Source organism: Tabrizicola sp., from assembly GCF_022842145.1.
Classification (GTDB): Bacteria; Pseudomonadota; Alphaproteobacteria; order Rhodobacterales; family Rhodobacteraceae; genus Tabrizicola.
On sequence record NZ_JALHQD010000001.1, the window covers coordinates 357,070 to 379,673 of the forward strand.

Genomic DNA, 22,604 nt, shown 5'->3' on the forward strand with positions numbered 1-22,604 from the left:
CGGCGTTGAAAGGTCAGTCCACGAACCCCAGAAGTCGGGGCAGGGTCAGGGAAATGGCCGGGATGTAGGTGATGAGAAGGATCACCAGGAACTCCACAGCCAGAAACGGCATGACGGCGCGGGCGATGGTTTCCACCCTCAGGCCCGAGACGGCCGAGGTGGCAAACAGAACCAGTCCCATCGGGGGGGTCAAAAGGCCGACGGTCAGGTTCACCACCATCACGATGGCGAAGTGCACCGGGTCGACACCCATCGACGCAAAGATCGGACCCAGGATCGGACCGAGGATGATGATCGCAGGCCCGGCGTCCAGGAACATGCCGACGACGAACAAGAGGAGGTTCACCAGCAGCAGCAGCAAAAGCGGATTCTCGGTGATGCTGAGCAGCGTCGAGGCCAAGAGTTCCGGCGTGTGTGCCAGCGCTGCCACGGTCTTGAAGGCCATCGCCGCGCCGACCAGCAGCATGACGACCGAACTGGTGATGCCCGCGCGGGTCAGCACACCCGGGATGTCACGCCAGGTCAGGGTCTTCAGGACGAAGATCGAGATGATGAAGCTGTAACCCACTGCGACCGCAGCCGCCTCGGTCGGGGTGAAGACGCCCGACAGGATGCCCCCCATCAGGAGGATCGGGGTCATCAGGGGCCAGAAGGCGGCGGCACCGGCGCGGGCCGCATCGACCCAGGTTGCACGAGGCTGGGCGGCGGGCAGCTTGTAGCGGTCGGCCATAAGCTTGATCGTGATCATCAGCGCGATGCCGATCAGCACACCCGGCACGATCCCGGCCAGAAAAAGCGCCGCGACGCTTTCGCCCATCACGTAGGCGTAGATGATCATGATGCCCGACGGCGGGATGATCGGGCCGATGATCGCGCTTGCGGCGGTAATCGCGGCGGCGAAGGGCTTGGGATAGCCCTTCTTTTCCATCTGCGGGATGATGATCGACCCCAGCGCCGAGACATCGGCCACCGCCGAGCCCGAGATCCCCGCAAAGAGCATCGAGTCGACCACGTTCACCTGCGCCAGCCCGCCCCGGAAGTGGCCGACCATCGCCTGGGCAAACCCGACGATCCTGGCCGAGATGCCGCCGCGGTTCATCAACTCTCCGGCCAGCATGAAGAACGGGATCGCCATCAGCGGGAACGAGTTCATCCCTTCATAGACGTTGCGGTAGAGAAGCGTGATGTCGCGTTCCTGCCCGTTCAGCCACAGAAGGATCGCGGGGGCCGCCAGAAGGCCAAAGACCACCGGCAGGCCCAGCATCAGGAAAACCAGGAACAGGGGAAGGAAGAAGCTGAGCATCTATTCCGCCCCCGATCCCAGAGTGATCGTCCCGGCAATCGCGCGCAGTGGCTCCGGCCCCCAGACCAGGGCGTAAAGGTTGCGCAAGGTCAGCTCGACCGCGACCAGCAGCAGAAGCGCCACGCCGACCAGAAGCGAGGCCATCATCCAGGACTTCGGAACCTTCATCCAGACGCCAAGGTCCAGGCTGACCGGCACGCGAAGCGAGTCCGTCTCGAACCGACCGCCAAGGCCCGTGACCTCGGACCAGCCGATGCCAAGAGCGATCCAAAGGACCAGGATCGTCACGGCCATCAGGAAGACCGACAGCCCGGTTGCGACAAGGCGCGGCAGAAGGCGGATCACCATGTCGATGGCAACGAAACCGCCGCGCCGGAAGGCGGTCGGGGCCATCAGGGCGGTGGACCACATCATCAGGAACCGCGAGGCTTCTTCGGGCCAGGGCAGGGCGTTGTTCAGGACGTAACGGAAGAAGACTTGCGCCAGGATCACCACGACCATCAGGCCAAGGCAGACAGCGCCGACCCAGCGGCCAAGCGCCAGAAACGCGCCGTTGATCAGGCCCAGGCCGTTGCAGATGGCCAGAAGTGCGGTCACGTCTCCTCCCTTCGCCCCCTCTCCCTGGGGGTGTTTCAGCCGGCAAAGCCTCCGAACCTGCCTTTCGCGAAAACCAGCGGCTCGCCCTCCTCCAGGGCCAGCCGCAGGACCTGTCCCACGATGATCAGATGGTCGCCGCCGTCATGCGTCGCGTGCTGGGCGCAGTCGAAGCGGGCAAGGGCACCGGCCAAGGTCGGCACCCCCTCGGCGTTCACCTGCCAATCAAGCCCTTCGAAGCCCAGGCCGCCCCGGGACAACCGGGCAGGCAACTCGGCCTGGTGCTGCCCCAGAACGTGGATGGCGTAATGCCGTGCTGCCACAAAGAACGGATAGCGCTGCGAGGCCTTGGCCGGCGACCACAACACCAGGGCGGGGTCCAGTGACAGGCTGGCGAAACTGTTGGCCGTGAAGCCCATCGGACCGTCCGGCCCCATAATCGTGACCACCGTCACTCCGGTGGCAAAGCGCCCCAGCGCATCGCGGAAGACCCGCGCGTTGGCGGCGTCGGGCACGATCTCTGTCGTGTAGATGCCGCCATCCGCCATCAGGCCACCTCATGCCCCTGGGCGAGCGTCAGAAGCTCGAACCAGGTCTGGCGGTCCATCGGCACGCGCTGCGCGTCCGAGATCGTGGCTATGCGCGACAAGGTGTTGGTGCCGAGGACGGGAATGATCCTTGCCGGATGATGCAGAAGCCAGGCCACGGCGACGGCGGTCCAATCGGTGCCTGCCGCCTTGCCGATTGCGTCCAGCCGGGCGCTGAGACCGTCATTCGCCTCGGCGCGTAGGTGGCCACCGGCCAGCGGGCTCCAGGCCATCGGGGCAATCCCGCGTTCCTGCAGGAAAGCGAGATCGCCGTTGGTAAAGGGGTCACGGCAGTTCAGCGACAGTTCGATCTGGTTGGTCACCAAGGGCTGCGACATGGCCGATTGCAACAGCGAGACATCCCACGGTCGGAAGTTCGACACGCCGACGGCCCGCACCTTCCCGCTGGCGACAAGGGCATCCAGCGTGCGGCCCGTCTCGTGGTGGTCCATCAAGGGGTCGGGGCGGTGGATCAGCAGCAGGTCGATCCGGTCCGTCGCCATCTCGCGCAACGACGCTTCAACCGACGCCGTGATATGCGCAGCCGTAGTGTCGTAGTACTTCACCCGCGCGGCCGAGTGGCGACCCACCGGCGCGACGATGTCGCATTTGGTGACGATCTCGATCCGGTCGCGCAGACCCGGAGCGGCCCGCAGCGCCGCGCCCAGCAGCGTCTCGGCGGTGTAGCCCCCGTAGATATCAGCCTGGTCCATCGTGGTGATGCCCTGCGCCAGGCAAGCCTCGACCTTGGCCTGCACATGGCCCGGCGACGTATCGGGATCATCGCCCAGGCGCCACATGCCGTATACTAGGCGGGACATCGTGATCTGCCCCAGGGTGACACGTTCCATCGTCATCAACGGCGCACTCCGGTTCCAAGGGGGGTGGCGGGGGGCGACGACGGGACCCGGCCATAGGCATGAGGCAAGGAGCAGGTCTTGAGGCCGGGCATCACTTTGGTGCCGAAATGGTCGCACTCGTCCAGATGCGGATAGCCCGAGAAGATGAAGGCCCGGATACCCATTGCCCTATACTCTTCCAGTTTGGACATAACCTGATCGACCGATCCGACAAGCGCCGCCCCGCAGCCCGACCGCGCCCGCCCGATCCCGGTCCAGAGGTGGGGCTCGACGTAGCCGAACTGGTCCGCCAGTTCCCGCGCCTGGGACTGATGCGCGACGCCAAGGCTGATCGAGTCATGCGCCCGGTCGCGGATCATGCGCCCATATTCGTCGTCCAGCTTGGACACGATGTAGTCGGCATAGTCCCGTGCCTCGGCTTCGGTGTCGCGCACGATCATGTGGACGCGCAGCCCGTAATCCAGCGTCCGGCCATGCGCGGCGGCGCGGGCGTGAACGTCCTGCATCCGCTTGGCGAGCATCTCCTTGGGCTCCGGCCACATCAGATAGACGTCGCATTGCGCACCGCAAAGCTCCAGCGCGTCAGGGGAATAGCCGCCGAAATACAGAAGCGGCCCGCCGTTCTGCTGGTAGGGCCGAGCGGGGTCTGTGGTGATCTTGGAAATCTGGTAGACGTCGCCCGCATACTCGATGTGGTCGCGCGTCCAAGCCTGACGCAGGATCTCCACAACCTCGTGGCTGCGCTTGTAACGATAGGCGCTGTCGGCGACCTCTCCCGGGAAATCTGATGAAATCACGTTCAACGTTAGGCGCCCCTGCAGCATGTGGTCCAGCGTGGCGACCGTGCGGGCCAGCATCACGGGCTGCATCTCGCCGCAGCGGATGGCGGCGAGAAAGTTGATGCGGTCGGTGATCGGCGCGCAGCCCGCGACGAAGGACAGCGTATCCTGCCCCACCTGATACGAGGACGGGCAAAGGATGTTGCGGAACCCGTGGCCTTCAGCCCGCTTCACGATCGACGAGCAATGCGCCCAGCTTGAGCGCAGGTCACCGTCCGGCACGCCGAGGAACTGGTAGTCGTCCGAACACAAAGCAGCAAACCAGCTGACCTCGCAGGCGTCCAGGTCAGGCGAGGTGATCGGGACGACCGACATGATTCTCTGTCTCCGGCTGCGGCTTTCCTCTTGCGTAGCACTGGCATTGATGTAGATCAATCATGTATCAATTATGGATGCGACGGAATGGCTCACCCTGGATCGCTGCCGCTGTATCAGCAGATCGCCGAACTTCTGATCCGCGACATCGCGGCCGGTCGTTTGATCGATGGCGAGCGATTGGCGCCAGAACGGGACATGGCGGCAAACCTTGGGATCGCGGTCGGAACGCTGCGGCAGGCGCTGAAGTCATTGACGGAAAAGGGTCTTCTGGACCGGGTACAGGGGTCGGGCAACTATATCCGGGCCAAGGCGGACGCAGCTTCGGTCTATGCGCTGTTCCGGCTGGAGCGGGTGGAAGGCGGCGGCTTGCCCACCGCGCGCGTGCTGTCGGTGGACCGCTGCACCAAGAACCCCGCCCTGCCTGCGTTCGGCACCAGCACCGAAGGCCACCGCATCAGACGCCTGCGCTTCCTGTCCGGCCGGGTCGCCGCGGTCGAGGAGATCTGGCTCGACGGGGCCGAGGTGGACCGGATCGCCCCCGGAGACCTGTCCGAGTCGCTCTACCTTTACTACCGCCAGCGCCTCGGGATCTGGATCTCGCGCGCCGAAGACAGCATCGGCCAGGGCCCCCTGCCCTCTTGGGCCCCATCCGAATTTCCCCACCCGCCGGGCACGGCCCTGCCGCTGATCACCCGCGTCAGCTGGGCGCAGGACGGCCGTTCGGTCGAGGCCTCGCTGACCTGGTATGACCCCGCAACCGTGCGCTATGTCGCGCGCCTGAAATAGGACGAACCAAATGCTGCACTACGGGATCATCGGTTGCGGGATGATGGGGCAGGAACACCTGCGCAACATTGCCCTTCTGGAAGACGCCTCGGTCGCCGCGATCTTTGAACCCGACGCCGGCATGCGCGCCGCCGCCGCCGCCTTGATGCCTGGCGCGCGGATGGTGGGTTCGGTGGCCGAAGTTCTGGCTGTGCCGGAGGTCAACTGCCTGCTGATCGCCAGCCCCAACCACCTCCATCTTGGCCAGGTGGAGGAGATCGCGCGCATCCGCCCGCTGCCGGTCCTGTGCGAAAAGCCGCTCTTCACCAATCCCGCCGATGCCCCGCGCCTTGCCGCCCTGCGCGCCGCCTACCCCGCGCCGATCTGGGTAGCGATGGAGTACCGCTACATGCCCCCCGTCGCCCATCTTCTGCGCGAGGCGCGGGCCGCGACGGGCGGGGTGAAGATGCTGACCATCCGCGAACACCGCTTTCCCTTCCTGCAAAAGGTCGGTGACTGGAACCGGTTCAACCGGAATACCGGTGGCACTCTGGTCGAAAAATGCTGCCACTTCTTCGACCTCATGCGCCTTGTTGCAGGTTGCAACCCGGTCAGCGTCATGGCCAGCGGTGGGCAGGCAGTAAACCACGTGGACGAGGTCTACGCCGGACAGCGATCCGACATCTGGGACCATGCCTATGTGATCGTCGACTTCGAAAACGGCATGCGGGCGATGCTGGAACTGTGCATGTTCGCCGAAGGTAGCCGCTATCAGGAGGAAATCTCGGCTGTGGGACCCAAGGGCAAGATCGAGTGCCTCGTGCCGGGCCCGGGACGGTTCTGGCCCGCCCATCTGGGCGCCCCCCCGGTGCCCAAGGTCATCGTTAGTCCGCGCAGCCCCGCCGGACCCGTGGAGCTGGATATCCCCGTTGATCCCGCTTTGTTGGCAGCCGGTGACCACAACGGATCTACCTTCTTCCAGCATCAGGGCTTTCAACGGGCAGCTATAGGGATGCAGGAACCCGAGGTTTCGCTGAACGATGGTTGGTGGGCCGTCGCAATGGGACAGGCGGCCCAGGAAAGTGCAAGGTCTAGCCAATTGGTAAGTCTCGACAATATACCCTACACACCCAGACTCACGGCCTAGCGATGACGGAAAGCCGACAGGAATTGGAATGGTCCTGATCCAAATCGGCTGCACAGCCGATGCAAGCTGCGGATGATGGACTCCTCTGCTCCATGATCCCTGCCGCAAAGCAGGGCAACGCCCCAACTGCTGTTCGTATTTGGCGTTGAGCAACTCACAATGTCAGCCAAGGGCTGCTAACGGCCCCTGACTGAACCGGGAGTGGAAGGTTCAGGCTTCCGCAACCGGCTGGGGCAGGACGCACCCCATCGTGGTCAGCCGGATTTCCCAGGACTTCGCTTCCGGACTTGGTCCTGACACCTCACTCATACGCGTCGCCCAAACGCTCTGACGCACTCCAGTAAGTAAGTCATGCGACCGACCGAATAGCCCTATTAGATCATCGAAACCACGGAACTGATCGCCCTTCGGAAGGTTGCCCATCAGTCAAATCGATGACGTAGCGTGAGGCATCTCCAAGCAGCCGTGGCTCCGACCAGAAGTTTCGACTATCGTAGCCGTGATCAGGTCTGGAGAGTGGCAAAATGGAAGATATCGGCCACTACGGCATGCATCATGACCGTCTGGTCAAGATCATCGAGGATTCGACAGGCGAGATTTTCATCTTCCGGCATGATGACTTCCGCTTTGTCTTCATGAACCGCGGGGCGCAGGAAAACCTCGGGTACTCTGCCAAAGAGCTCCTCGAAATGAGCCCCCTCGACATCAAGCCGCTGTTCACCGAGGAGACGTTTCGCGCTCTGGTTGAGCCCGTTGTCACTGGGGCCGTGGGCCACATTGACTTCGAGACCTTGCATCGGCGCAAGGACGGGACGACCTACGGCTGCGCCATCCGGCTGCAGTTGATCGCCGGGGATGAGCCGCTGTTCTATGCCTCGGTGCTCGACATTTCCGACCGCATGGTTGCCGAGAACGAGCTGCGGGAAACCTCCCAGCGCCTGAATGCGATTCTGGCAAACACCACGATGGCCGTCTTCCTGATGGATGAACGGCAGCATTGCGTTTTCATGAACCGGGCAGCCGAACAGCTGACCGGATACACGCTGGCGGAGACGGTGGGACGCCCGTTGCACGACGTCGTGCACCACACCCACCCCGATGGCACGGCGTTTCCCATCGAGGACTGCGCCATCGACCGTGCCTTGCCAGAGCGGATGCAGATGCAGGGCCGTGAGGTCTTCGTCCACAAGGACGGGCATTTCTACAATGTGGGCTTCACCGCAAGTCCGATCCTTGATGCCAGCGGCCGCCCGGTGGGCACCGTCATCGAGGCGCGCGACATCGCCGAGGAGCTCCGGGCCGAGGCCAGGGCGAAGGCCTTCAACGAAGAGCTGGCCGAACAGGTCAGCCTTGCCGTGGCGGAGCGGGAGGCGCTGACCCGGCAGCTCATCCAGTCGCAGAAGATGGAAGCTATCGGCAACCTGACCGGCGGGATCGCGCATGACTTCAACAACCTTCTGCAGGTCGTTTCCGGGAACCTTGACCTCCTCGCGCGGATGGTCCGTGGAGATGAGCGCGCGACGGCCCGGGTCGAGGCGGCACGCGCCGGCGTGGTGCGCGGCGGGCGGCTCGCCTCGCAGCTTCTGTCCTTCGCAAGGCGGCAGCCGCTCCAGCCCCTGGTCCTGAACGCCGGCAGGTTGATCCGTGGCATGAACGAAATGCTTCGCAGCACTCTTGGTGAGGCCGTGGAGCTTGAGTGCGTGATCGCGGGCGGTTTGTGGGCGACCGCCATCGACGCGACGCAACTTGAGAGCGCCTTGCTGAACCTCGCGATCAATGCCCGCGACGCGATGGACGGCCAGGGCAAGCTCACCATCGAGGCCGGCAACGCACATCTCGATGACTCTTATTGCCGAGAACATGTGGATGTCCTGCCAGGACAGTATGTGGTGATCGCTGTCACCGATACCGGTCCCGGCATGACCCTCGAAGTGCAGGAGAAGGCGTTTGAGCCCTTCTTCACCACCAAGCCCGAGGGGCAAGGCACAGGCCTGGGCCTGAGCATGGTGTATGGCTTCGTCAAGCAATCGGGCGGGCACATCAAGATTTACACCGAGCAAGGCGAAGGCACGACCATACGCATCTACCTGCCCCGCTCGGGCGAGCAGGAGGCCGCACTCCCCACCAGGTCTGACAAGCCCCCGGTTGGCGGGACCGAAACCATCCTGGTCGTGGACGATGATGACGAGGTTGCCGCCACGGCTGTCGCGATGCTGACGGATCTTGGCTACAGCGTCGTCAAGGCGCGGAGTGCGGATGCGGCCCTGACTGTCCTGGAAAGCGGGATACACATTGACCTGCTCTTCACAGACGTCGTCATGCCCGGAAAGTTGCGCAGTCCCGAACTTGCGCGGCTGGCAAGGGTACGGCTTCCCGGGATCAAGGTGCTCTTCACATCCGGCTACACCCAGAACGCGATCGTCCACGGCGGGAAACTGGACCGTGACGTCGAACTGTTGAGCAAGCCCTATTCCAGCGACGCCCTCGCCTGGAAGGTCCGGTCGATGCTTGGGGAAGCGGCATCTCCCGTGCCGAACACGCCAGTCAAGCTGCGGATCCTCGTGGTAGAGGACGATGCCTTGATCCTGATGTCGACGGTCGACATGCTGATGGACTTGGGCCACGAGGTCGAACAGGCGATGAACCTCGCACAGGCTCGGGTTGTTGTTGCATCCAAGTCGATCGATCTAGTTCTCGTCGACGTAGGTCTGCCGGACGGCAACGGACTGGACTTCGCGCATCAGCTGCGCGAGCAGCAACCCAAGCTAAGGATAATTGTTGCCTCCGGGCATAGGGTTGAGGCCAGCGAAAACCTGGGCGTAATCCAGAAACCTTACATGGAAGCCGATTTGGCGTCAGCTATTGGCTTTCTCTTCGGAAAGTGAGCCGGAGCAGACCCGAGGGCTTTTCGCGGTGAGGATCATCTCCTGACTGGTCGTCGCAGCAGCTTCGTGATCACGCTCTACCCCGACCAACCGCGAACGAGTGACTGATCTTCACTGGGCTGTGGTCCAACATGGCGGATCGTTAAGGCAGACTGCGTCCGAACTTGACCGAAGAAGAGTCACGCTCCGGGACCATCCGACTGTGGCGCGCCATGAGAAACTAGACCTCGAAAATCGCCACCAGGAAGCGGAGGCACACCGCTGCCAGAAAAAGGCCAAACATCAGTTCCAGATTTCGGCGGCTCAGCCGGTGCGCAAGCGCCACGCCAAAACGCGTGGTCAGGAGCGATGTCGGGATAGTCAGAGCAAACGTCGCCAGTGAAACAAAGCCTATCGCATCCGATGGAAGGTCCGCACGGCCCCAACCTGCGGCCATGTATCCCAATGTGCCCGGGATGGCGATCAGCACGCCCACTCCGGCGGATGTCGAGACGGCCCGATGGATTGGCACGTTGTGCAAGGTGAGGATAAGGTTCGACACTGCACCGCCACCGATGCCCATGAGCGCCGAGACCAAACCCACACCAACGCCATAGGTCCGCAGGACTGGTTTTGCGGGCAGGCTGTCGCTCAGCCGCCAACCCGATCCACCCGAGAGAAGTTTCGCCGCATTCACGGCAGCCACGGCGGCAAAGACCAGTTGGAAGACCTGCGGCTCGGCATAGCGGGCGATGACCGAGCCGACGGCCACGCCCAGCAGCACTGGCAGCACCCAAGCCCGCAACAAGTCCATGTCCACCGTCCCGCGCAGGAAATGCCCGCGCGAGGACTGGATGGACGTCGGAATGATCACCGCCAGCGAAGTGCCGACAGCCATAGGCATCGCCACTTCCGGCGCGTGGCCAAGCGACTGGAAGACCTCGTAGAATACGGGGACCGAGATCGCCCCGCCTCCGATGCCGAAAAGACCGGCCAGAAAACCGATCAGCGCCCCGGCCACCGCGAGCGCGGCAATCAAGGGAAGAAGTGTCGCGGGGTCCAGAATATCGGTCACTTCCCCGCCGCCCGCCGCGTCAGGCTGGCGCCATCGAAGCCGCCAAGTCCGGCGGAAAGCGCCGCCGCATAGCGGGACTGGACTGATCGGGACAGGGGCATCTCTGCGCCCTCGGACTCGCCGAGTCGCAGGGCAAGTCCCAGGTCCTTGGCCAGCCCGGCGATATCGAAGGTTCCGGGCTGGTCGGTCCCGGCCAGGGAGTCGACCACGATCTGTGCGCGGTTCTTCAGCACTGTGGGACCGGCGGAACTGTCGGCGATCAGGCTGATCGCCAGATCGTCCGGCACTCCTGCACCGCGAAGAAGCGCAAGGCTTTCGCCTAGCACTTGCCAGTAGATCGCCAGCGGCAGGTTCACCGCCAGCTTCATCCGCGCCGCCGCCCCGACCGTCCCTAGATGCTCGACGCGGCGGCACAACTGGCCCAGCACAGGCTTTGCCCGGTCAAAGGACGTCGCAGTCCCGCCGGCCATACCCAAAAGCTGGCCCTTCAGTGCCGGCGCGACCGTGCCGCCCACCGGACAATGCACGAAGTCGGCCCCGGCCACCTGCGCCATTGCCGCCAGACCCTCGGCCTCGTCGGGCAGAAGCGTGGACATCTCTATGACCATCCGCCCCTGCAGACCGGCAATGGTCAGGCTGCGCAGGACCGATTGCGATGCGGCGGCATCGGTCAGCGACAGGAGGATCACGTCGCACTCTGCCAGGTGCGCCAGATCCACCGCCTCGGCCCCCGCCGACACGGCCGCGGCTGTCCGCGCTGCGTTGCGGTTCCAGACCTGGACCTTGTTGCCCGTCTCGATCAGTCGGCGGGTGAAGGCGGTGCCCATCCGGCCGGTCCCCGCAATCCCGATTGCAACGGTCATGATGTTGCCTTTCCTGACAGTCCAAGGATCGAAAGCGTCGTCTCGCCCTTACGCAATCGCCCCATGATCCGGGCTTCGCGCTCGGCGCGAGTTCGGGCTGCGTCCAGCGCCGGGGCAAGGTCCCCGGCCGAAAGGACAAGGATGGCGTCGGCGTCGGCAAGGACAAGGTCGCCCGCCGCAATCTCGACCCCGCCCAGTATGACCGGCATCCCGATCCGACCGGCATCCTGCTTTACCGTGCCGCGGATGTTCACGCCGCGCGCAAAGACCGGGAATCCCAGGTCCGCAATCTGCGCGCTGTCCCGCACGGCGCCGTCGATGACCAGGCCGGCGATCCCACGCATCTGGCAAGCTAGCGCCATGATCTCACCGAAGGGGCCGCTGTCCAGACTGCCGCCATAGTCGACCACCAGCACGTCGCCCGGCCGGGCCACGGCTATCGCAAGATGCAGCGCGAGGTTGTCACCGGGTCGACACCGGACGGGAAGCGCCGTCCCCGCCAGGGTCATTCCCAGTGCCAGCGGCCGGATCGGTGCCAAGACCAGCCGAGCGGCCGGCCATGCCTCGCCGACCGTGGCCGTGCCAAGTGCCAGAAGGTCCGGCGGGCTCACGCGGCCTTGGGGCCGATGCGCACCTGCATCGGCTGGACGCCATCCATGCTGCAATCCAGCTCATCTCCCGTGACCACCGCGCCCACGCCCGCAGGCGTGCCGGTCATGATGATGTCGCCGGGCATCAGCCGGTGCTGCTCGGACAGCTTCGAGATGATCTCGTCCACCTTCCAGATCATCAGCGAAATGTCGGCGTCCTGCTTGACCGCGCCGTTCACCTTCAAGCGCACATGTCCCGAGGTCAGGATACCGCAGTCGCTGGCACGTGTGATCGGGCCAATGGGGGCGGAGTGGTCGAAACCCTTGGTCACTTCCCAGGGCAGGCCCTTTGCCAGGGCTGCCGCCTGATGGTCGCGACGCGTCATGTCCAGGCCGATGGCATAGCCGTAGATGTGGCTGGAAGCCTCGGACACCGGGATGTTGTAACCACCGGATTTCAGCGCCACCACCAGTTCGCACTCGTAGTGGAAGTTGGTGGTAAAGACCGGATAGGGGATCTCTCCCCCGTTCTTCACGATGGCATCCGTCGGCTTCATGAAGATCACCGGCGGATCGCGTTCGTCAGCGTTCATCTCGATGATGTGGGCGACATAGTTCTTGCCGATGCAGTAGATCCGCCGGACCGGATACTTCTCGTCCGTGCCGGTGATGTCGAGATGCGCCTGCGCGGGCGGGGTCAGTGCAAAGGCCACGATGAAAAACTCCTGTTCAGCCGGGCAAGCGCCGCGGGATTGCCGAGTCACGGTGGCGGCAGGATTTCCCGCTTCGGCCCGCAGATCAAGATACGAAATGCTGATTTTACAAGTTTCATATATTTTTTTGCATTCTGTGACGAATCATATAGCCTGCTGAGAGGGACCGGCCACGCGACGGGAAACGGGCGGGCGGCCTGCGGTTATCGGGAGGAAACCAGATGAAGAACATGACCAGACTGAGTCGTCGGAGCTTCGGACTTCTGACGGCGGGCGGGGCGGCAAGCCTTGTCCTTGGGGCCCCGGCCATTGTCCGGGCGCAGACGGCGGTGACCTTTGCCGTGCCCAACCCCTCGGCGCTGACCTGGCTTCCCTATTGGGTGGCGGTTGGCGAGGGCTACTTCGCGGAAGAGGGCCTTGACCTGCGGCTGGAGGCGATCGACGGATCGTCGGCGGTCCTGCAAGCAATGTCGGCAGGTCAGGCGCAGATCGGCGCGCCGGGACCGGGGCCGACCTTGGGCGCGCGGTCGCGCGGGGTCGACGTGAAGTTCCTTTACAACCTGTATCCCAAGTCGGTCTTCGGCATTCTGGTCAAGGATGAAAGCCCCTACCAGACACCCGCCGACCTCAAGGGCACAATCATCGGCGTCGGCACGGCGGACGGGGCGGAAGTGTCGTTCAGCAAGGCGATCATGACCGACCTCGGAATGACAGAAGGCACCGATTACACCTTCCTGCCGGTCGGTGACGGCGGCACGGCAGCGGTCGCCTTCCTGCGCGACGAGGTCGGTTCCTATGCCGGCGCCGTCTCGGATGCCGCGATCCTGGCTTCGCGCGGTCTGACCCTGCGCGAGATCACGCCGGAAGCCTACCTCGGCTTCTTTGGCAACGGCATCGCGATGTTGGAAAGCCAGATGGCGGCAACGCCTGACCTTGCCCCGAAGTTCGGTCGGGCGTTGGTCAGGGGCACGCGTTTCGCCTCGGACCCCGCGAACAAGGAAAAGGCACTTGCGCATTGCGCGGCCGGCAACCCACAGGAAGGCGAGCAGGATTATGCGCCGTCGCTCTATGATGGCGTCGTCAACCGGATGACCCCGACCGACGCCTTCATCGGCCAGGGCTACGGCTACCAGCCGCCGGAACACTGGCAGGCGATCCACGACAGCGCCGTCGCCTCAGGCGCGCTGGAGGCTCCGCTGCCCGACCTGGCGGCTGTCTACACGAACGAGTTCGTGGCAGGCTGGAAAGCCTGATGACCATGGCTGAGCCCCGTCCCCTGACCGCCAGTCCGGCCGCGCCAACGCGACCGGTCTACGAGATCGCGAGGCTGTCGAAGACCTACGCCCGGAATATGCTGACTGCGCTGACCGATGTGAACCTGACCCTCCACAAGGGCGAATTCGTGTCGGTCGTGGGCTCCTCCGGCTGCGGGAAATCGACACTTCTCAAGATCATGGCGGGGCTCATGCCGCCCACCACAGGACGTGTCGTGCTGGAAGGCAAGCCCGTTACCGGCCCACGGGCCGATATCGGGATGATGTTCCAGCAGGCGACACTTCTGCCGTGGAAGACCACAGTGGAAAACATCGTCCTGCCGATCGAGATCCGCGAGGGACGTGCTGCCGCGAAAGCCGCACATCCCCGCGCACTTGAACTTTTGAAACTCGTTGGCCTTGGCGACTTTGCCAATGTCTATCCGGGTGAGCTGTCCGGCGGGATGGCACAGCGCGCCTCGATCTGCCGGATGTTGATCGCCAACCCCGCCGTTCTCCTGCTGGACGAACCCTTTTCGGCGCTGGACGAGTTGACCCGCGACTTCATGAACATGGAGCTGCAGCGCATCTGCGCCGAACAGCAGTCCACCGCCTTCCTCGTTACGCACTCCTTGGCCGAGGCTGTGATCCTTTCGGACCGCATCCTGGTGATGAAGCCGCGCCCCGGTCGTATCGTCGAGGAAATCGTGATCGACCTGCCCCGCCCCCGCACGCTGGAAATGATCAACACCCCCCGCTTCGGCCAGATCGTCGCCCATATCCGCGACCTTCTGGGCAAGGAGGCCTTCCAATGACCGCCAAACCAGAATTGATGGGCGATCCGAACAAGGACACCGTATGGGTCGAACATGTCGCTCTGATCGACCGCATCCCGCGCTGGCTGGCGATGCTGGCGCTGGCCGTCATCGTCATCGGCATCTGGGACCTTGCGACCGCCCGGATGAACTGGGTCTCGCCCATCATCCTGCCGAGCCCCGGCGAGACGCTGGATGACCTGATCTTCGTCGGCAAGAACCTTGTCACCGGCGGCTACATGCTGGACGCGCTCTGGACCACGACCCGCACTGTCTTCTGGGCATTCCTGATAGCCGCCAGCGTCGGCTTCTCGCTGGGCGTCCTGGTCGGCGAGACGAAGTTCGGCGAACGGGCCGTGATGCCTTATCTCGTCGCGATCGACACCATGCCCAAGGTGGCCTTTGCGCCCCTCTTCATCGCTTGGCTGGGCTTCGACATCGCCTCGAAGGTCGCGCTTGCTGCCTTCATCGCCACTTTCCCGATCATCGTCTCGACCGCCGCCGGCTTCTATGCAGCGTCCGAGAACGAGCGGATGCTCTTCAAGGCGATGGGGGCCAGCCGCTGGCAGACCCTGATCCGCCTGAAACTGCCCACTGGCCTGCCCTATATCTTCACGGGCTTGAAGATCGCCTCCGTCGGCGTCATGGCCGGCGCCATCACGGGCGAGTTCCTCGGTGGCGGCAAGGGGTTCGGCGCCCTCATCCGCGAATCTGCCAGCATGCTTGACACGCCTCGGGTTTTCTCATTGATCCTTTATCTTAGTCTGCTGGGTCTAGCGCTTTTCTTCCTTGTCGCTTGGGTGCAAAGACGGCTGGTGTTCTGGAACAAGGCCGACCGGCCGGGTGGAGTTGGCTAATGAATGCCCCTGACAAGGCATTGAACGATACGCGCAACCTGTCGGAACAGGCGCACGAGCGTATCCGGCGCGACATTTTGAATGGCGAGCTGTTTCCCGGCGAAAAGCTGCAGATCGAGGCGATTTCCGACCGCTACGGGATCGGCATCGCGCCCGTGCGCGAAGCGCTGAACCGCCTGTCCTCGGAAGGGCTGGTCGAACGCAAAAGCCAGCGCGGCTTCTTCGTCGCTGAAATTTCGATGACTTCGCTCGAAGAATTGGTCAAGACCCGGATCTGGCTGGAAACACTCGCCCTGCGCGAAGCGATCCAGAACGCGACCGAAGCCTGGGAAGAGCAGCTGGTGCTCGCCTATCACCGTCTGGCGCGCACCAACCGCCGCATGCCCGCCGAGGCAGGCCGCGAGATTTCAGAAGAATGGGAACAGCGTCACAAGGAATTTCACATGCTGCTGCTAGACCGCTGCGGGTCCAGCTGGCTTCTCGGCTTCTGCTCGACCATGATGGACCAGGCGGTCCGCTATCGCAGCCTATCAATGAACGTGCATCCCAGTCTCCTGCGTCGCGAGGGTGCCGCGGCCGAACATCAGGCACTTTTGAACGCAGTCATCGACCGGGACGCCGATCGCGCGTGTCGGCTTCTTGCGGATCACTACAATACGACGCTCGAAGGCTTGCGCGCGGTTATCGAACACGGTGAGAAGTGATCCGCTTCGGGGTCACACATGTGAACCATCGTGGCCTTCCATGCTCGGACCGATCGCGCCTCACAACCTGAGTTGACGCGCTTCGTCGGGGACGGCGTTCCCTGCAACCAGTTCCAGGGCTTCGGTCAATCCGAGACGCGAGCCGCGCCCATGCACATGCAAGTTCCCAGGTGGACAAGTTTGTGAGAGCCACGATGCTCGACACGACATCAAACTGCCAGCCGCTCCAAATAATCCTTCCAAGCCACTGAAGATAGAGCGCTTGAAGACCAGGAAAGTTCCAGAGGTGGTAGTTTTCCCGCAAATCTTGGTTTCCCCGACGCTCTCAGAGATCGGGCCTGGTTTTCTGTGCTGATCGCCCTGACGAAGGGTATGCCCCACAACTTGCCTCTCCGCTGCGTCTAACTGGTCGACGCCTGTCAACGGAACTTCGCAATGTCGGGTCGGCAAAAAAATCTCGGCGGCCGGTCTTGACCTTCCCATGGTGGGAAGCCCCATCTCTCCCTTGCCGGGCCAATCCGCCCGGCCAAAGGAGTTCACCATGATCATGCTTCAAATCCCCAACATGAACTGCGGCGGCTGCGCGCGTGGTGTGGCGGCTGCAATCCTCCAGGTCGATGCCTCGGCCCAGGTCGAACCTGATCTGCAGGGTCGCACCGTGGCGGTCAAATCCGTGGCGCCCGAAGCGCAGCTGCGGGAGGCACTGGCAGAGGCAGGCTTTGCGCCGGCCTGACAGATCGGGTCGGCAAAGGCTGCCGACCCGCAGCGGCACCCATTGATCCAGGTCATTCCCAACCAGGCACGACCGATAGAGTGTTGGACAGACAGCAAGGACGGTTCGGACAATGGCGCGGCTCCTCGGCATCCTTATGCTCCTCCTGACGGTGAGTTTCGCCGTCAGGGCCGGTGCCGAGGATTTCGGAAGGTGCCAGGGCTCGATGCATGCCGCGCAGGTCCAGCACGGCCCGCTTCACGCCAATCCGACGGCGACGGACGGGGATCACGCTGCAATGGCCGGCGTGTGCAAGATGGTTTGCGGAACGATTGCCGTGTTGCTGTCGGGTACATCCACCGTGCAGGTCCTGCGACCCGAAGTCCGGGTGCCGGTGCCGGACGGCAGTCCAATCCGATCCATCGGGCCCAACCCCTTTGAACGCCCGCCCCGACCCCTGATCTGAACCGCTACCCCCTTTCAGATCATCGGCGCCAGATGCGCCCAATTCGGAGCGATCCCATGACCCATCTTTCCCGTCGCGGCTTTCTTGCTGCCACAGCGGCCGCAGCCGCCCCGCTTTTCCTGCCAGCCCGGGCTTTTGCCTCACCGCCCGCCCTCACCCTTCGCGCCACGACGAGGACGCTCGACATCGCGGGGCGGGCCGTAACCGTGAAAGGTCTTCTCGACCCGCAGGGGCTCAGCGGGCTGGTCCTCGACCCTGCCCAGCCTTTCCGCGTCGATCTCGTCAACGACCTTGCCACCGAGACCAGCATCCACTGGCACGGCCAGGTGCCCCCGAACGCCCAGGATGGCGTTCCCGGCGCGCCGCAGCCAGCATTGCAGCCGGGCGAAATGCGCAGCTTCGATTTCGCGGCCTATCCCGGCACGCACTGGATGCACTCGCATATTCCGGTGCAGGAAATGGAGCTTCTCGCCGCACCGCTGATCGTCCGCCGGACCGAGGATCTGGCAGCCGACCGGCAAGAGGTGACGATCCTCTTGCACGACCTCAGCTTCCGCCCGGCAGAGGAGGTTCTGGCCGAAATCACCGGCGGCGCGATGGCCGGAATGGACCACGGCGCAGGCCACGGGGCGCAGGGCCAGGGCGGCGGTATGGGGGGCATGATGGGCGGGATGTCCGGCATGGACCACGGCGCGATGGGCGCAATGGGGGGAATGGACCTCAACGACTTCGATTTCGACGCCTATCTTGCCAACGACCGCACGCTGGACGACCCCGAGGTGGTGCGGGTGGAGAAGGGCGGCCGGATCCTTCTGCGCGTCATCAACGGCTCGGCGGCGACGGTGTTCTGGATCGACACCGACAGCCTCCTGGGCCGGGCAGTCGCGACCGACGGCAACCCGATCCAGCCGGTGCCCGGCGCGCGGTTCGGCCTTGCGATGGGCCAGCGGCTCGACATCGAACTGGAAGTTCCCGCGGAAGGTGGTGCTTTCCCGATCCTCGCGTTGCGCGAGGGTGCGTTGGAAAGGACCGGGATCATCCTTGCGACCTCTGGCGCGGCCGTGGGGAAGATTTCAGGCGTATCGGACGAAGCGCATCCAGCGTTTTCAGCCGACCTGGAGCAGGAATCGGGCTTTCAGGCGCTGATACCACTTGCGGATCGTCCCTTTGATCGCAGCGACGCCCTGATGCTGGGCGGATCGATGATGCCCTACCTCTGGACCATCGACGGGCAAAGCTGGGGAACCCATCGGGCAATCGAGGCGCGGTCCGGCGAACGCGTGGGGCTGACCTTCCACAACATGTCCATGATGGCGCATCCGATGCACCTGCACGGGCACCACTTCCAGGTCGTCGCCCTGAACGGCTCCCCCCTCCGCGGAGCGATGCGGGACACCGTGCACATACCGCCCATGAGCATGGTGACGGTTGCGCTCGACGCGGGGGAAGCCGCCCGCTGGATGCTGCACTGCCACCACATGCCGCACCTGTCGACCGGCATGATGACCGAGTTCGTGGTCGCAGCCTGAAAGGCACCTGAATGACCATACCCACCGCCCCTGCCCTGAAATGGCGCACATTCTGGCGCTTCCTTCTGGTCGTGGCGGTGGGAAACCTGCTGTGGGAGATCGCGCATGTCCCACTTTACACCATCTGGCTCAGCGGAAGCGGCGCCGAAATCGCCTATGCGGTGGTGCACTGCACGGCAGGGGACGTGCTGATCGCGGCCACCTCGCTTGGGCTTGCTTTGGCCCTGTTCGGTCGGACGGGCTGGCCTGCCCGCGCCTACGGTGCCGTCGCGCTCACAATGATCCTCTTCGCCGTCAGTTACACCGTCTTCTCGGAATGGCTGAACGTCGAAGTGCGCGCCGCCTGGGCATACCGCGACCTGATGCCTCGCCTGCCTTGGCTTGGCACCGGTCTGACGCCCGTCCTGCAGTGGATATTCGTGCCCGCGGCGGCGTTCTGGTGGGCGCGCCCACCCGGGTAGCCGACAGTTGCAAGGCGGCCCCAAGACGCGCCATGATCCGGTCCATCCAAGCCAGGTCGGGGATATGGACAAGCTTTCCGCCATGCAGGCCTACTGCCGGATCGTCGAGCGTGGAAGCTTCACCCGCGCCGCCGAGGATCTGGGTGTCTCTGCCGCGCTTCTCAGCCGCGAGATCAGCCGGTTGGAGGCCAGCCTTGGCATCGCCCTTCTCAGCCGCTCCACGCGGCGGATGACCCTGACCGAGGCCGGCCGCAGCTACTACGATGAAGCGCAGGCTATCCTGCAGGCCGTCGGCAGCTTCGAAGACCGGATCCGCCAGACGTCCGGGGTGGTCACCGGCCACCTGAAAGTGAACGCGCCATCCTCGTTCGGACAGGTCGTCGTCGCGCCGATGTTGCCGGGGTTCTGCCGACAGTATCCCGATCTCCGCGTCAGCCTGACCCTGGATGACAGGGTGCTCGACATGGTCGAGGGCGGCTTCGACCTGACGCTCAGAATCCGGTCCAGCCTCAAGGATTCAACCCTTCGTGCCCGCAAGCTGGGCGAGGTGCGCGTGGGCATCTTCGCCTCACCCGACTATCTGGCACGCAACGGAACCCCCGCTGCGCCCGATGACATTCGCCACCACCAGACCTGCGGCTATCTCTTGTCCGAGCATCTGGAGACCTGGGACCTGACCGGACCAACAGGGGCAGTCTCGGTGGCGGTCGACCCGAAGGTCAGGGTCGGCAACAGCTTTGCCTTGCTGGATCTTCTGGCCGCCGGGATGGGCCTCGGCACCCTTCCTGACTTCATCTCCCACCCAGCCGAGAAAGCGGGCCAGCTGGTCCGCGTGCTGCCCGATCACGAGCTTCCGGTCCGCTTTGTCTGGGCGGTGCTTCCCGGCGGCTCGCGGCAGGACGCCCGGATTGCCGCCTTCCTGCAGGCGCTGGCGCTTGCCATTCCTGATCCTGCGTAAAGACTGATTTGCCGCAGGGCGGATTTTTCCGCGGCCGTCGATGACCGATCTCTGGGACAGCGAAACACCTGCCCCAGAGGAAATCATGCCCCGCATTCTAGTTCTCTACTATTCCAGCTACGGCCATGTCCGCGCGATGGCGCAGGCCGTGGCCGATGGCGCAGCCACTGTCCCCGGCGCCATCGTCGACGTGAAACGCGTGCCGGAAACCGTCCCGGAAGCCGTGCGCAAAGCCTCGGGCTTCATCGACGACGACACCATCGAAGCACTGCCGTCGGACCTTGCCGAGTACGACGGCATCGTCTTCGGCACCCCGACGCGGTTCGGCCTGATGGCGGGGCAGATGAAGCAGTTCCTCGACCAAGCAGGCGGCCTCTGGGCCCGAAACGCCCTGGTCGGCAAGGTCGGCGCGGTCTTCGCCTCGACCGGATCGCAGCACGGCGGGCACGAGGCGACGCTTCTGTCGACGCAGATCCCGCTCCAGCACTTCGGGATGCTGATCGCCGGGCTGCCCTACAGCTTTGCCGGCCAGACCACGTCCGAGCGCATCATCGGCGGCGCACCCTATGGCGCAGGCACCATCGCCGGCGGCGACGGCTCGCTCGTTCCCAACGAGGTCGAGCTTCAGGGCGCGCGCTTCCTTGGGGCGCATGTCGCCGAGATCGCCGCAAAGCTTTCCGCCGGTGCCGCCCTGCGCGCCGCCGCCTGAGTTTCCAACCAGAAAGGAACCCACCATGCTTCGCAGGTATCTTCGTGCCATGCGGACCCGCCGGGCCGTGGCCGCAGCAGACGCACTTGCCCTCAAGGTAGGCCCGCATATCGCGCGTGACATCGGGCTGGACTATCCCGCCGGGCGGGCCGTTCGCATCTGCCTGAACCCGATCATCTAGGGGGCAGAAGATGAGACGCGCGGCAGACCTGGCGCTGACTGCCATGGCCCCGGCGGTCTGGGGCACCACCTATCTGGTGACGACGGAATGGCTGCCCGAAGGGTATCCGCTGACCGTCGCTGCCCTTCGGGCCTTGCCCGCGGGGCTGCTCCTTCTGCTGGTCATCCGCAAGTTTCCGGCGAAGGACTGGATCGGCCGCGTCTTCGTGCTGGGAACGCTCAACTTCACCATCTTCTGGGGACTTCTCTTCGTGGCGGCCTACCGGCTGCCCGGTGGCGCGGCTGCCACCATCGGCGCGCTGCAACCGCTGATCGTCATGGCCTTCGCGTGGGGTCTGCTGGGCCAATCCCTGCGGCCGATGGCCGTGGCGGCGGCGCTTGCCGGGGCGGCGGGCGTGGCGCTGATGCTGGTCGGCCCCGATACCGCCTATGATCCCCTTGGCGTTGCGGCGGCGGCGGCGGCCACGGTCTCCATGTCCGCAGGCACCGTCCTCAGCCGGAAATGGCAACCCGACGTTCCGATCCTGGCCTTCACCGCCTGGCAGTTGACCGCGGGCGGACTGGTGCTGACGGTCCTCGCCCTTCTGTTCGAACCGCCGCTTCCTGACCTCACGCTTCCCCATATCGCGGGCTTTCTGTGGCTCGGGCTGATCGGGGCCGCGCTGACCTACGGGCTCTGGTTGCGCGGCATCGCGCGGCTGGAACCGCAGACCGTTTCCCTGCTGGGAATGCTGAGTCCTGTCGTTGCCGTAGCCCTTGGCTGGCAGTTTCTCGGGCAAGCCCTCGGCCCCGTTCAGGTGCTGGGCGCAGTCGCGGTTCTGGCCTCGATCTGGGTCGGCCAGCGGGCGTCTCGGCCCGTGGCAGGAAGCTGAACTCCAAGCCTGCCCTCGGGCTGCAAATTGTAGATGTAGGTGGGCCACCCCGACAGGAGCGGCCCACCTTGCCATGTCTTAGTGGCCCGCGTGGGCATCACCGCCCGCTGCGACCACGGGTTTGGTTTCGGTCGGCGCGGAGGGGACCGAGCCGGCCTGAACCAGCTGCACCTGGACCGAAGCCAGGGACAGCGCGATCACCACCGCGGTGGCGAGAAAGCCGAAGGACAGACGCGACATCGTCGGCCTCTACGCGGCTTGGACCGCGGCGGGGTAACCCGCTTCGGCAAGGACAGCCTCGATCTTTGCGCGCGTGGCCGAGGTCTCGACCTCGACCTTGCGGCTGTCCGGATCGGCCTTCACCACCGCGTCCCGGTCGACCGACTGGATCGCCGCAGTCACGCTGCGGGCGCAGCCGAAGCAGGTCATGTTCTGGATGTGGAATTGCATGTTCGCCTCCTGAGTTTGTTTGGCGAAAGGACAGATGGGCGCTCCCAGTGTTGGAGGGTCAAGAGGATGGCAGCGGCTTTTTCTTCCCCGTCCAGATGCCCTTCGAAAATCCCCGGAACC

General features: G+C 64.4%; 26 protein-coding genes. 15 read left to right on the forward strand and 11 right to left on the reverse strand.

Translation table 11 applies throughout. The features are described from left to right. Positions 1 to 13 precede the first annotated feature (13 nt). From Q0C42_RS01795 to Q0C42_RS01815, 5 genes are read right to left on the reverse strand one after another with little or no spacing between them, the layout of a single operon-like run. On the reverse strand, positions 14 to 1,303 hold the full coding sequence (locus Q0C42_RS01795; protein WP_295071113.1) for a TRAP transporter large permease: 1,290 nt from the start codon (positions 1,301 to 1,303) through the stop codon (positions 14 to 16). After that, positions 1,304 to 1,900, reverse strand: a complete 597-nt coding sequence (locus tag Q0C42_RS01800) for a TRAP transporter small permease (protein WP_295071116.1) — start codon at positions 1,898 to 1,900, stop codon at positions 1,304 to 1,306. Positions 1,901 to 1,935: 35 nt separating this feature from the next. Further along, positions 1,936 to 2,445, reverse strand: coding sequence for a flavin reductase family protein (locus Q0C42_RS01805; RefSeq protein WP_295071117.1), 510 nt, complete (start codon positions 2,443 to 2,445; stop codon positions 1,936 to 1,938). Beyond that, positions 2,445 to 3,335, reverse strand: a complete 891-nt coding sequence (locus Q0C42_RS01810; protein ID WP_295072798.1) for an aldo/keto reductase family oxidoreductase — start codon at positions 3,333 to 3,335, stop codon at positions 2,445 to 2,447. The genes Q0C42_RS01805 and Q0C42_RS01810 overlap by 1 nt, the downstream gene beginning before the upstream one ends. Positions 3,336 to 3,340: 5 nt before the next feature. Beyond that, positions 3,341 to 4,498 carry an LLM class flavin-dependent oxidoreductase gene (locus Q0C42_RS01815; RefSeq protein WP_295071120.1) on the reverse strand — a complete coding sequence of 386 codons (1,158 nt, stop codon included), beginning with the start codon at positions 4,496 to 4,498 and terminating at the stop codon, positions 3,341 to 3,343. Between the two features lie 87 nt (positions 4,499 to 4,585). Between Q0C42_RS01815 and Q0C42_RS01820 the strand changes: the two genes are divergently transcribed. The 3 genes from Q0C42_RS01820 (at position 4,586) to Q0C42_RS01830 (ending at position 9,298) form a co-directional block, all read left to right on the forward strand. Continuing rightward, the gene (locus Q0C42_RS01820; protein WP_295071123.1) at positions 4,586 to 5,287 is read left to right on the forward strand and encodes a GntR family transcriptional regulator; all 702 of its coding nucleotides are present in this window, start codon (positions 4,586 to 4,588) and stop codon (positions 5,285 to 5,287) included. Between the two features lie 10 nt (positions 5,288 to 5,297). After that, positions 5,298 to 6,413: a Gfo/Idh/MocA family oxidoreductase gene (locus Q0C42_RS01825; RefSeq protein ID WP_295071125.1), complete on the forward strand. Its 1,116-nt coding sequence runs from the start codon at positions 5,298 to 5,300 to the stop codon at positions 6,411 to 6,413. 524 nt (positions 6,414 to 6,937) lie between these two features. Further along, positions 6,938 to 9,298: a PAS domain S-box protein gene (locus tag Q0C42_RS01830; RefSeq protein ID WP_295071128.1), complete on the forward strand. Its 2,361-nt coding sequence runs from the start codon at positions 6,938 to 6,940 to the stop codon at positions 9,296 to 9,298. A gap of 220 nt (positions 9,299 to 9,518) precedes the next feature. On the opposite strand, the gene Q0C42_RS01835 is transcribed toward Q0C42_RS01830, so the two are convergent. From Q0C42_RS01835 to Q0C42_RS01850, 4 genes are read right to left on the reverse strand one after another with little or no spacing between them, the layout of a single operon-like run. Beyond that, positions 9,519 to 10,352, reverse strand: a complete 834-nt coding sequence (locus Q0C42_RS01835; RefSeq protein WP_295071131.1) for a sulfite exporter TauE/SafE family protein — start codon at positions 10,350 to 10,352, stop codon at positions 9,519 to 9,521. Further along, positions 10,349 to 11,215: an NAD(P)-dependent oxidoreductase gene (locus Q0C42_RS01840; RefSeq protein WP_295071133.1), complete on the reverse strand. Its 867-nt coding sequence runs from the start codon at positions 11,213 to 11,215 to the stop codon at positions 10,349 to 10,351. Before Q0C42_RS01840 ends, Q0C42_RS01835 begins: the two co-directional genes overlap by 4 nt. Next, entirely contained in the window at positions 11,212 to 11,826 is a 615-nt protein-coding gene (locus Q0C42_RS01845; protein WP_295071136.1) for an RraA family protein, read from the reverse strand. Before Q0C42_RS01845 ends, Q0C42_RS01840 begins: the two co-directional genes overlap by 4 nt. Further along, positions 11,823 to 12,521 carry a fumarylacetoacetate hydrolase family protein gene (locus Q0C42_RS01850; protein WP_295072801.1) on the reverse strand — a complete coding sequence of 233 codons (699 nt, stop codon included), beginning with the start codon at positions 12,519 to 12,521 and terminating at the stop codon, positions 11,823 to 11,825. Before Q0C42_RS01850 ends, Q0C42_RS01845 begins: the two co-directional genes overlap by 4 nt. A 218-nt stretch (positions 12,522 to 12,739) precedes the next feature. On the opposite strand from Q0C42_RS01850, the gene Q0C42_RS01855 reads away from it, so the two are divergent. The 12 genes from Q0C42_RS01855 to Q0C42_RS01910 all read left to right on the forward strand — a co-directional run bounded on the left by Q0C42_RS01855 (position 12,740) and on the right by Q0C42_RS01910 (position 22,034). Further along, the gene (locus Q0C42_RS01855) at positions 12,740 to 13,771 is read left to right on the forward strand and encodes an ABC transporter substrate-binding protein (RefSeq protein WP_367115709.1); all 1,032 of its coding nucleotides are present in this window, start codon (positions 12,740 to 12,742) and stop codon (positions 13,769 to 13,771) included. Further along, positions 13,771 to 14,586, forward strand: a complete 816-nt coding sequence (locus Q0C42_RS01860; protein WP_295071141.1) for an ABC transporter ATP-binding protein — start codon at positions 13,771 to 13,773, stop codon at positions 14,584 to 14,586. Before Q0C42_RS01855 ends, Q0C42_RS01860 begins: the two co-directional genes overlap by 1 nt. Next, a complete protein-coding gene (locus tag Q0C42_RS01865) occupies positions 14,583 to 15,443 on the forward strand; it encodes an ABC transporter permease (protein ID WP_295071142.1) in 861 nt (286 codons plus the stop codon). The genes Q0C42_RS01860 and Q0C42_RS01865 overlap by 4 nt, the downstream gene beginning before the upstream one ends. After that, complete coding sequence (locus Q0C42_RS01870; RefSeq protein WP_295071145.1) at positions 15,383 to 16,147, forward strand: GntR family transcriptional regulator; 765 nt, start codon at positions 15,383 to 15,385, stop codon at positions 16,145 to 16,147. The genes Q0C42_RS01865 and Q0C42_RS01870 overlap by 61 nt, the downstream gene beginning before the upstream one ends. A 541-nt stretch (positions 16,148 to 16,688) precedes the next feature. After that, a complete protein-coding gene (locus Q0C42_RS01875; RefSeq protein ID WP_295071147.1) occupies positions 16,689 to 16,880 on the forward strand; it encodes a heavy-metal-associated domain-containing protein in 192 nt (63 codons plus the stop codon). Positions 16,881 to 16,992: 112 nt separating this feature from the next. Next, positions 16,993 to 17,325, forward strand: a complete 333-nt coding sequence (locus Q0C42_RS01880) for a hypothetical protein (protein ID WP_295071150.1) — start codon at positions 16,993 to 16,995, stop codon at positions 17,323 to 17,325. A gap of 56 nt (positions 17,326 to 17,381) precedes the next feature. Then, positions 17,382 to 18,854, forward strand: coding sequence for a multicopper oxidase family protein (locus tag Q0C42_RS01885; RefSeq protein ID WP_295071152.1), 1,473 nt, complete (start codon positions 17,382 to 17,384; stop codon positions 18,852 to 18,854). A gap of 11 nt (positions 18,855 to 18,865) precedes the next feature. Further along, complete coding sequence (locus tag Q0C42_RS01890) at positions 18,866 to 19,315, forward strand: hypothetical protein (protein WP_295071155.1); 450 nt, start codon at positions 18,866 to 18,868, stop codon at positions 19,313 to 19,315. 64 nt (positions 19,316 to 19,379) lie between these two features. Beyond that, positions 19,380 to 20,273, forward strand: a complete 894-nt coding sequence (locus Q0C42_RS01895) for a LysR family transcriptional regulator (protein ID WP_295071158.1) — start codon at positions 19,380 to 19,382, stop codon at positions 20,271 to 20,273. Between the two features lie 40 nt (positions 20,274 to 20,313). After that, the gene (gene wrbA / locus Q0C42_RS01900; RefSeq protein WP_367115710.1) at positions 20,314 to 20,982 is read left to right on the forward strand and encodes an NAD(P)H:quinone oxidoreductase; all 669 of its coding nucleotides are present in this window, start codon (positions 20,314 to 20,316) and stop codon (positions 20,980 to 20,982) included. A gap of 25 nt (positions 20,983 to 21,007) precedes the next feature. After that, positions 21,008 to 21,163, forward strand: coding sequence for a hypothetical protein (locus tag Q0C42_RS01905; RefSeq protein WP_295071161.1), 156 nt, complete (start codon positions 21,008 to 21,010; stop codon positions 21,161 to 21,163). Positions 21,164 to 21,173: 10 nt separating this feature from the next. Beyond that, positions 21,174 to 22,034, forward strand: a complete 861-nt coding sequence (locus Q0C42_RS01910; RefSeq protein WP_295071163.1) for an EamA family transporter — start codon at positions 21,174 to 21,176, stop codon at positions 22,032 to 22,034. A 78-nt stretch (positions 22,035 to 22,112) separates the two neighbouring features. Here the strand turns inward: Q0C42_RS01910 and Q0C42_RS01915 are convergent, their stop codons facing one another. Beyond that, complete coding sequence (locus tag Q0C42_RS01915; RefSeq protein ID WP_295071166.1) at positions 22,113 to 22,274, reverse strand: hypothetical protein; 162 nt, start codon at positions 22,272 to 22,274, stop codon at positions 22,113 to 22,115. A gap of 9 nt (positions 22,275 to 22,283) precedes the next feature. Next, positions 22,284 to 22,484, reverse strand: coding sequence for a heavy-metal-associated domain-containing protein (locus Q0C42_RS01920; protein WP_295071169.1), 201 nt, complete (start codon positions 22,482 to 22,484; stop codon positions 22,284 to 22,286). Positions 22,485 to 22,604: the final 120 nt, after the last annotated feature.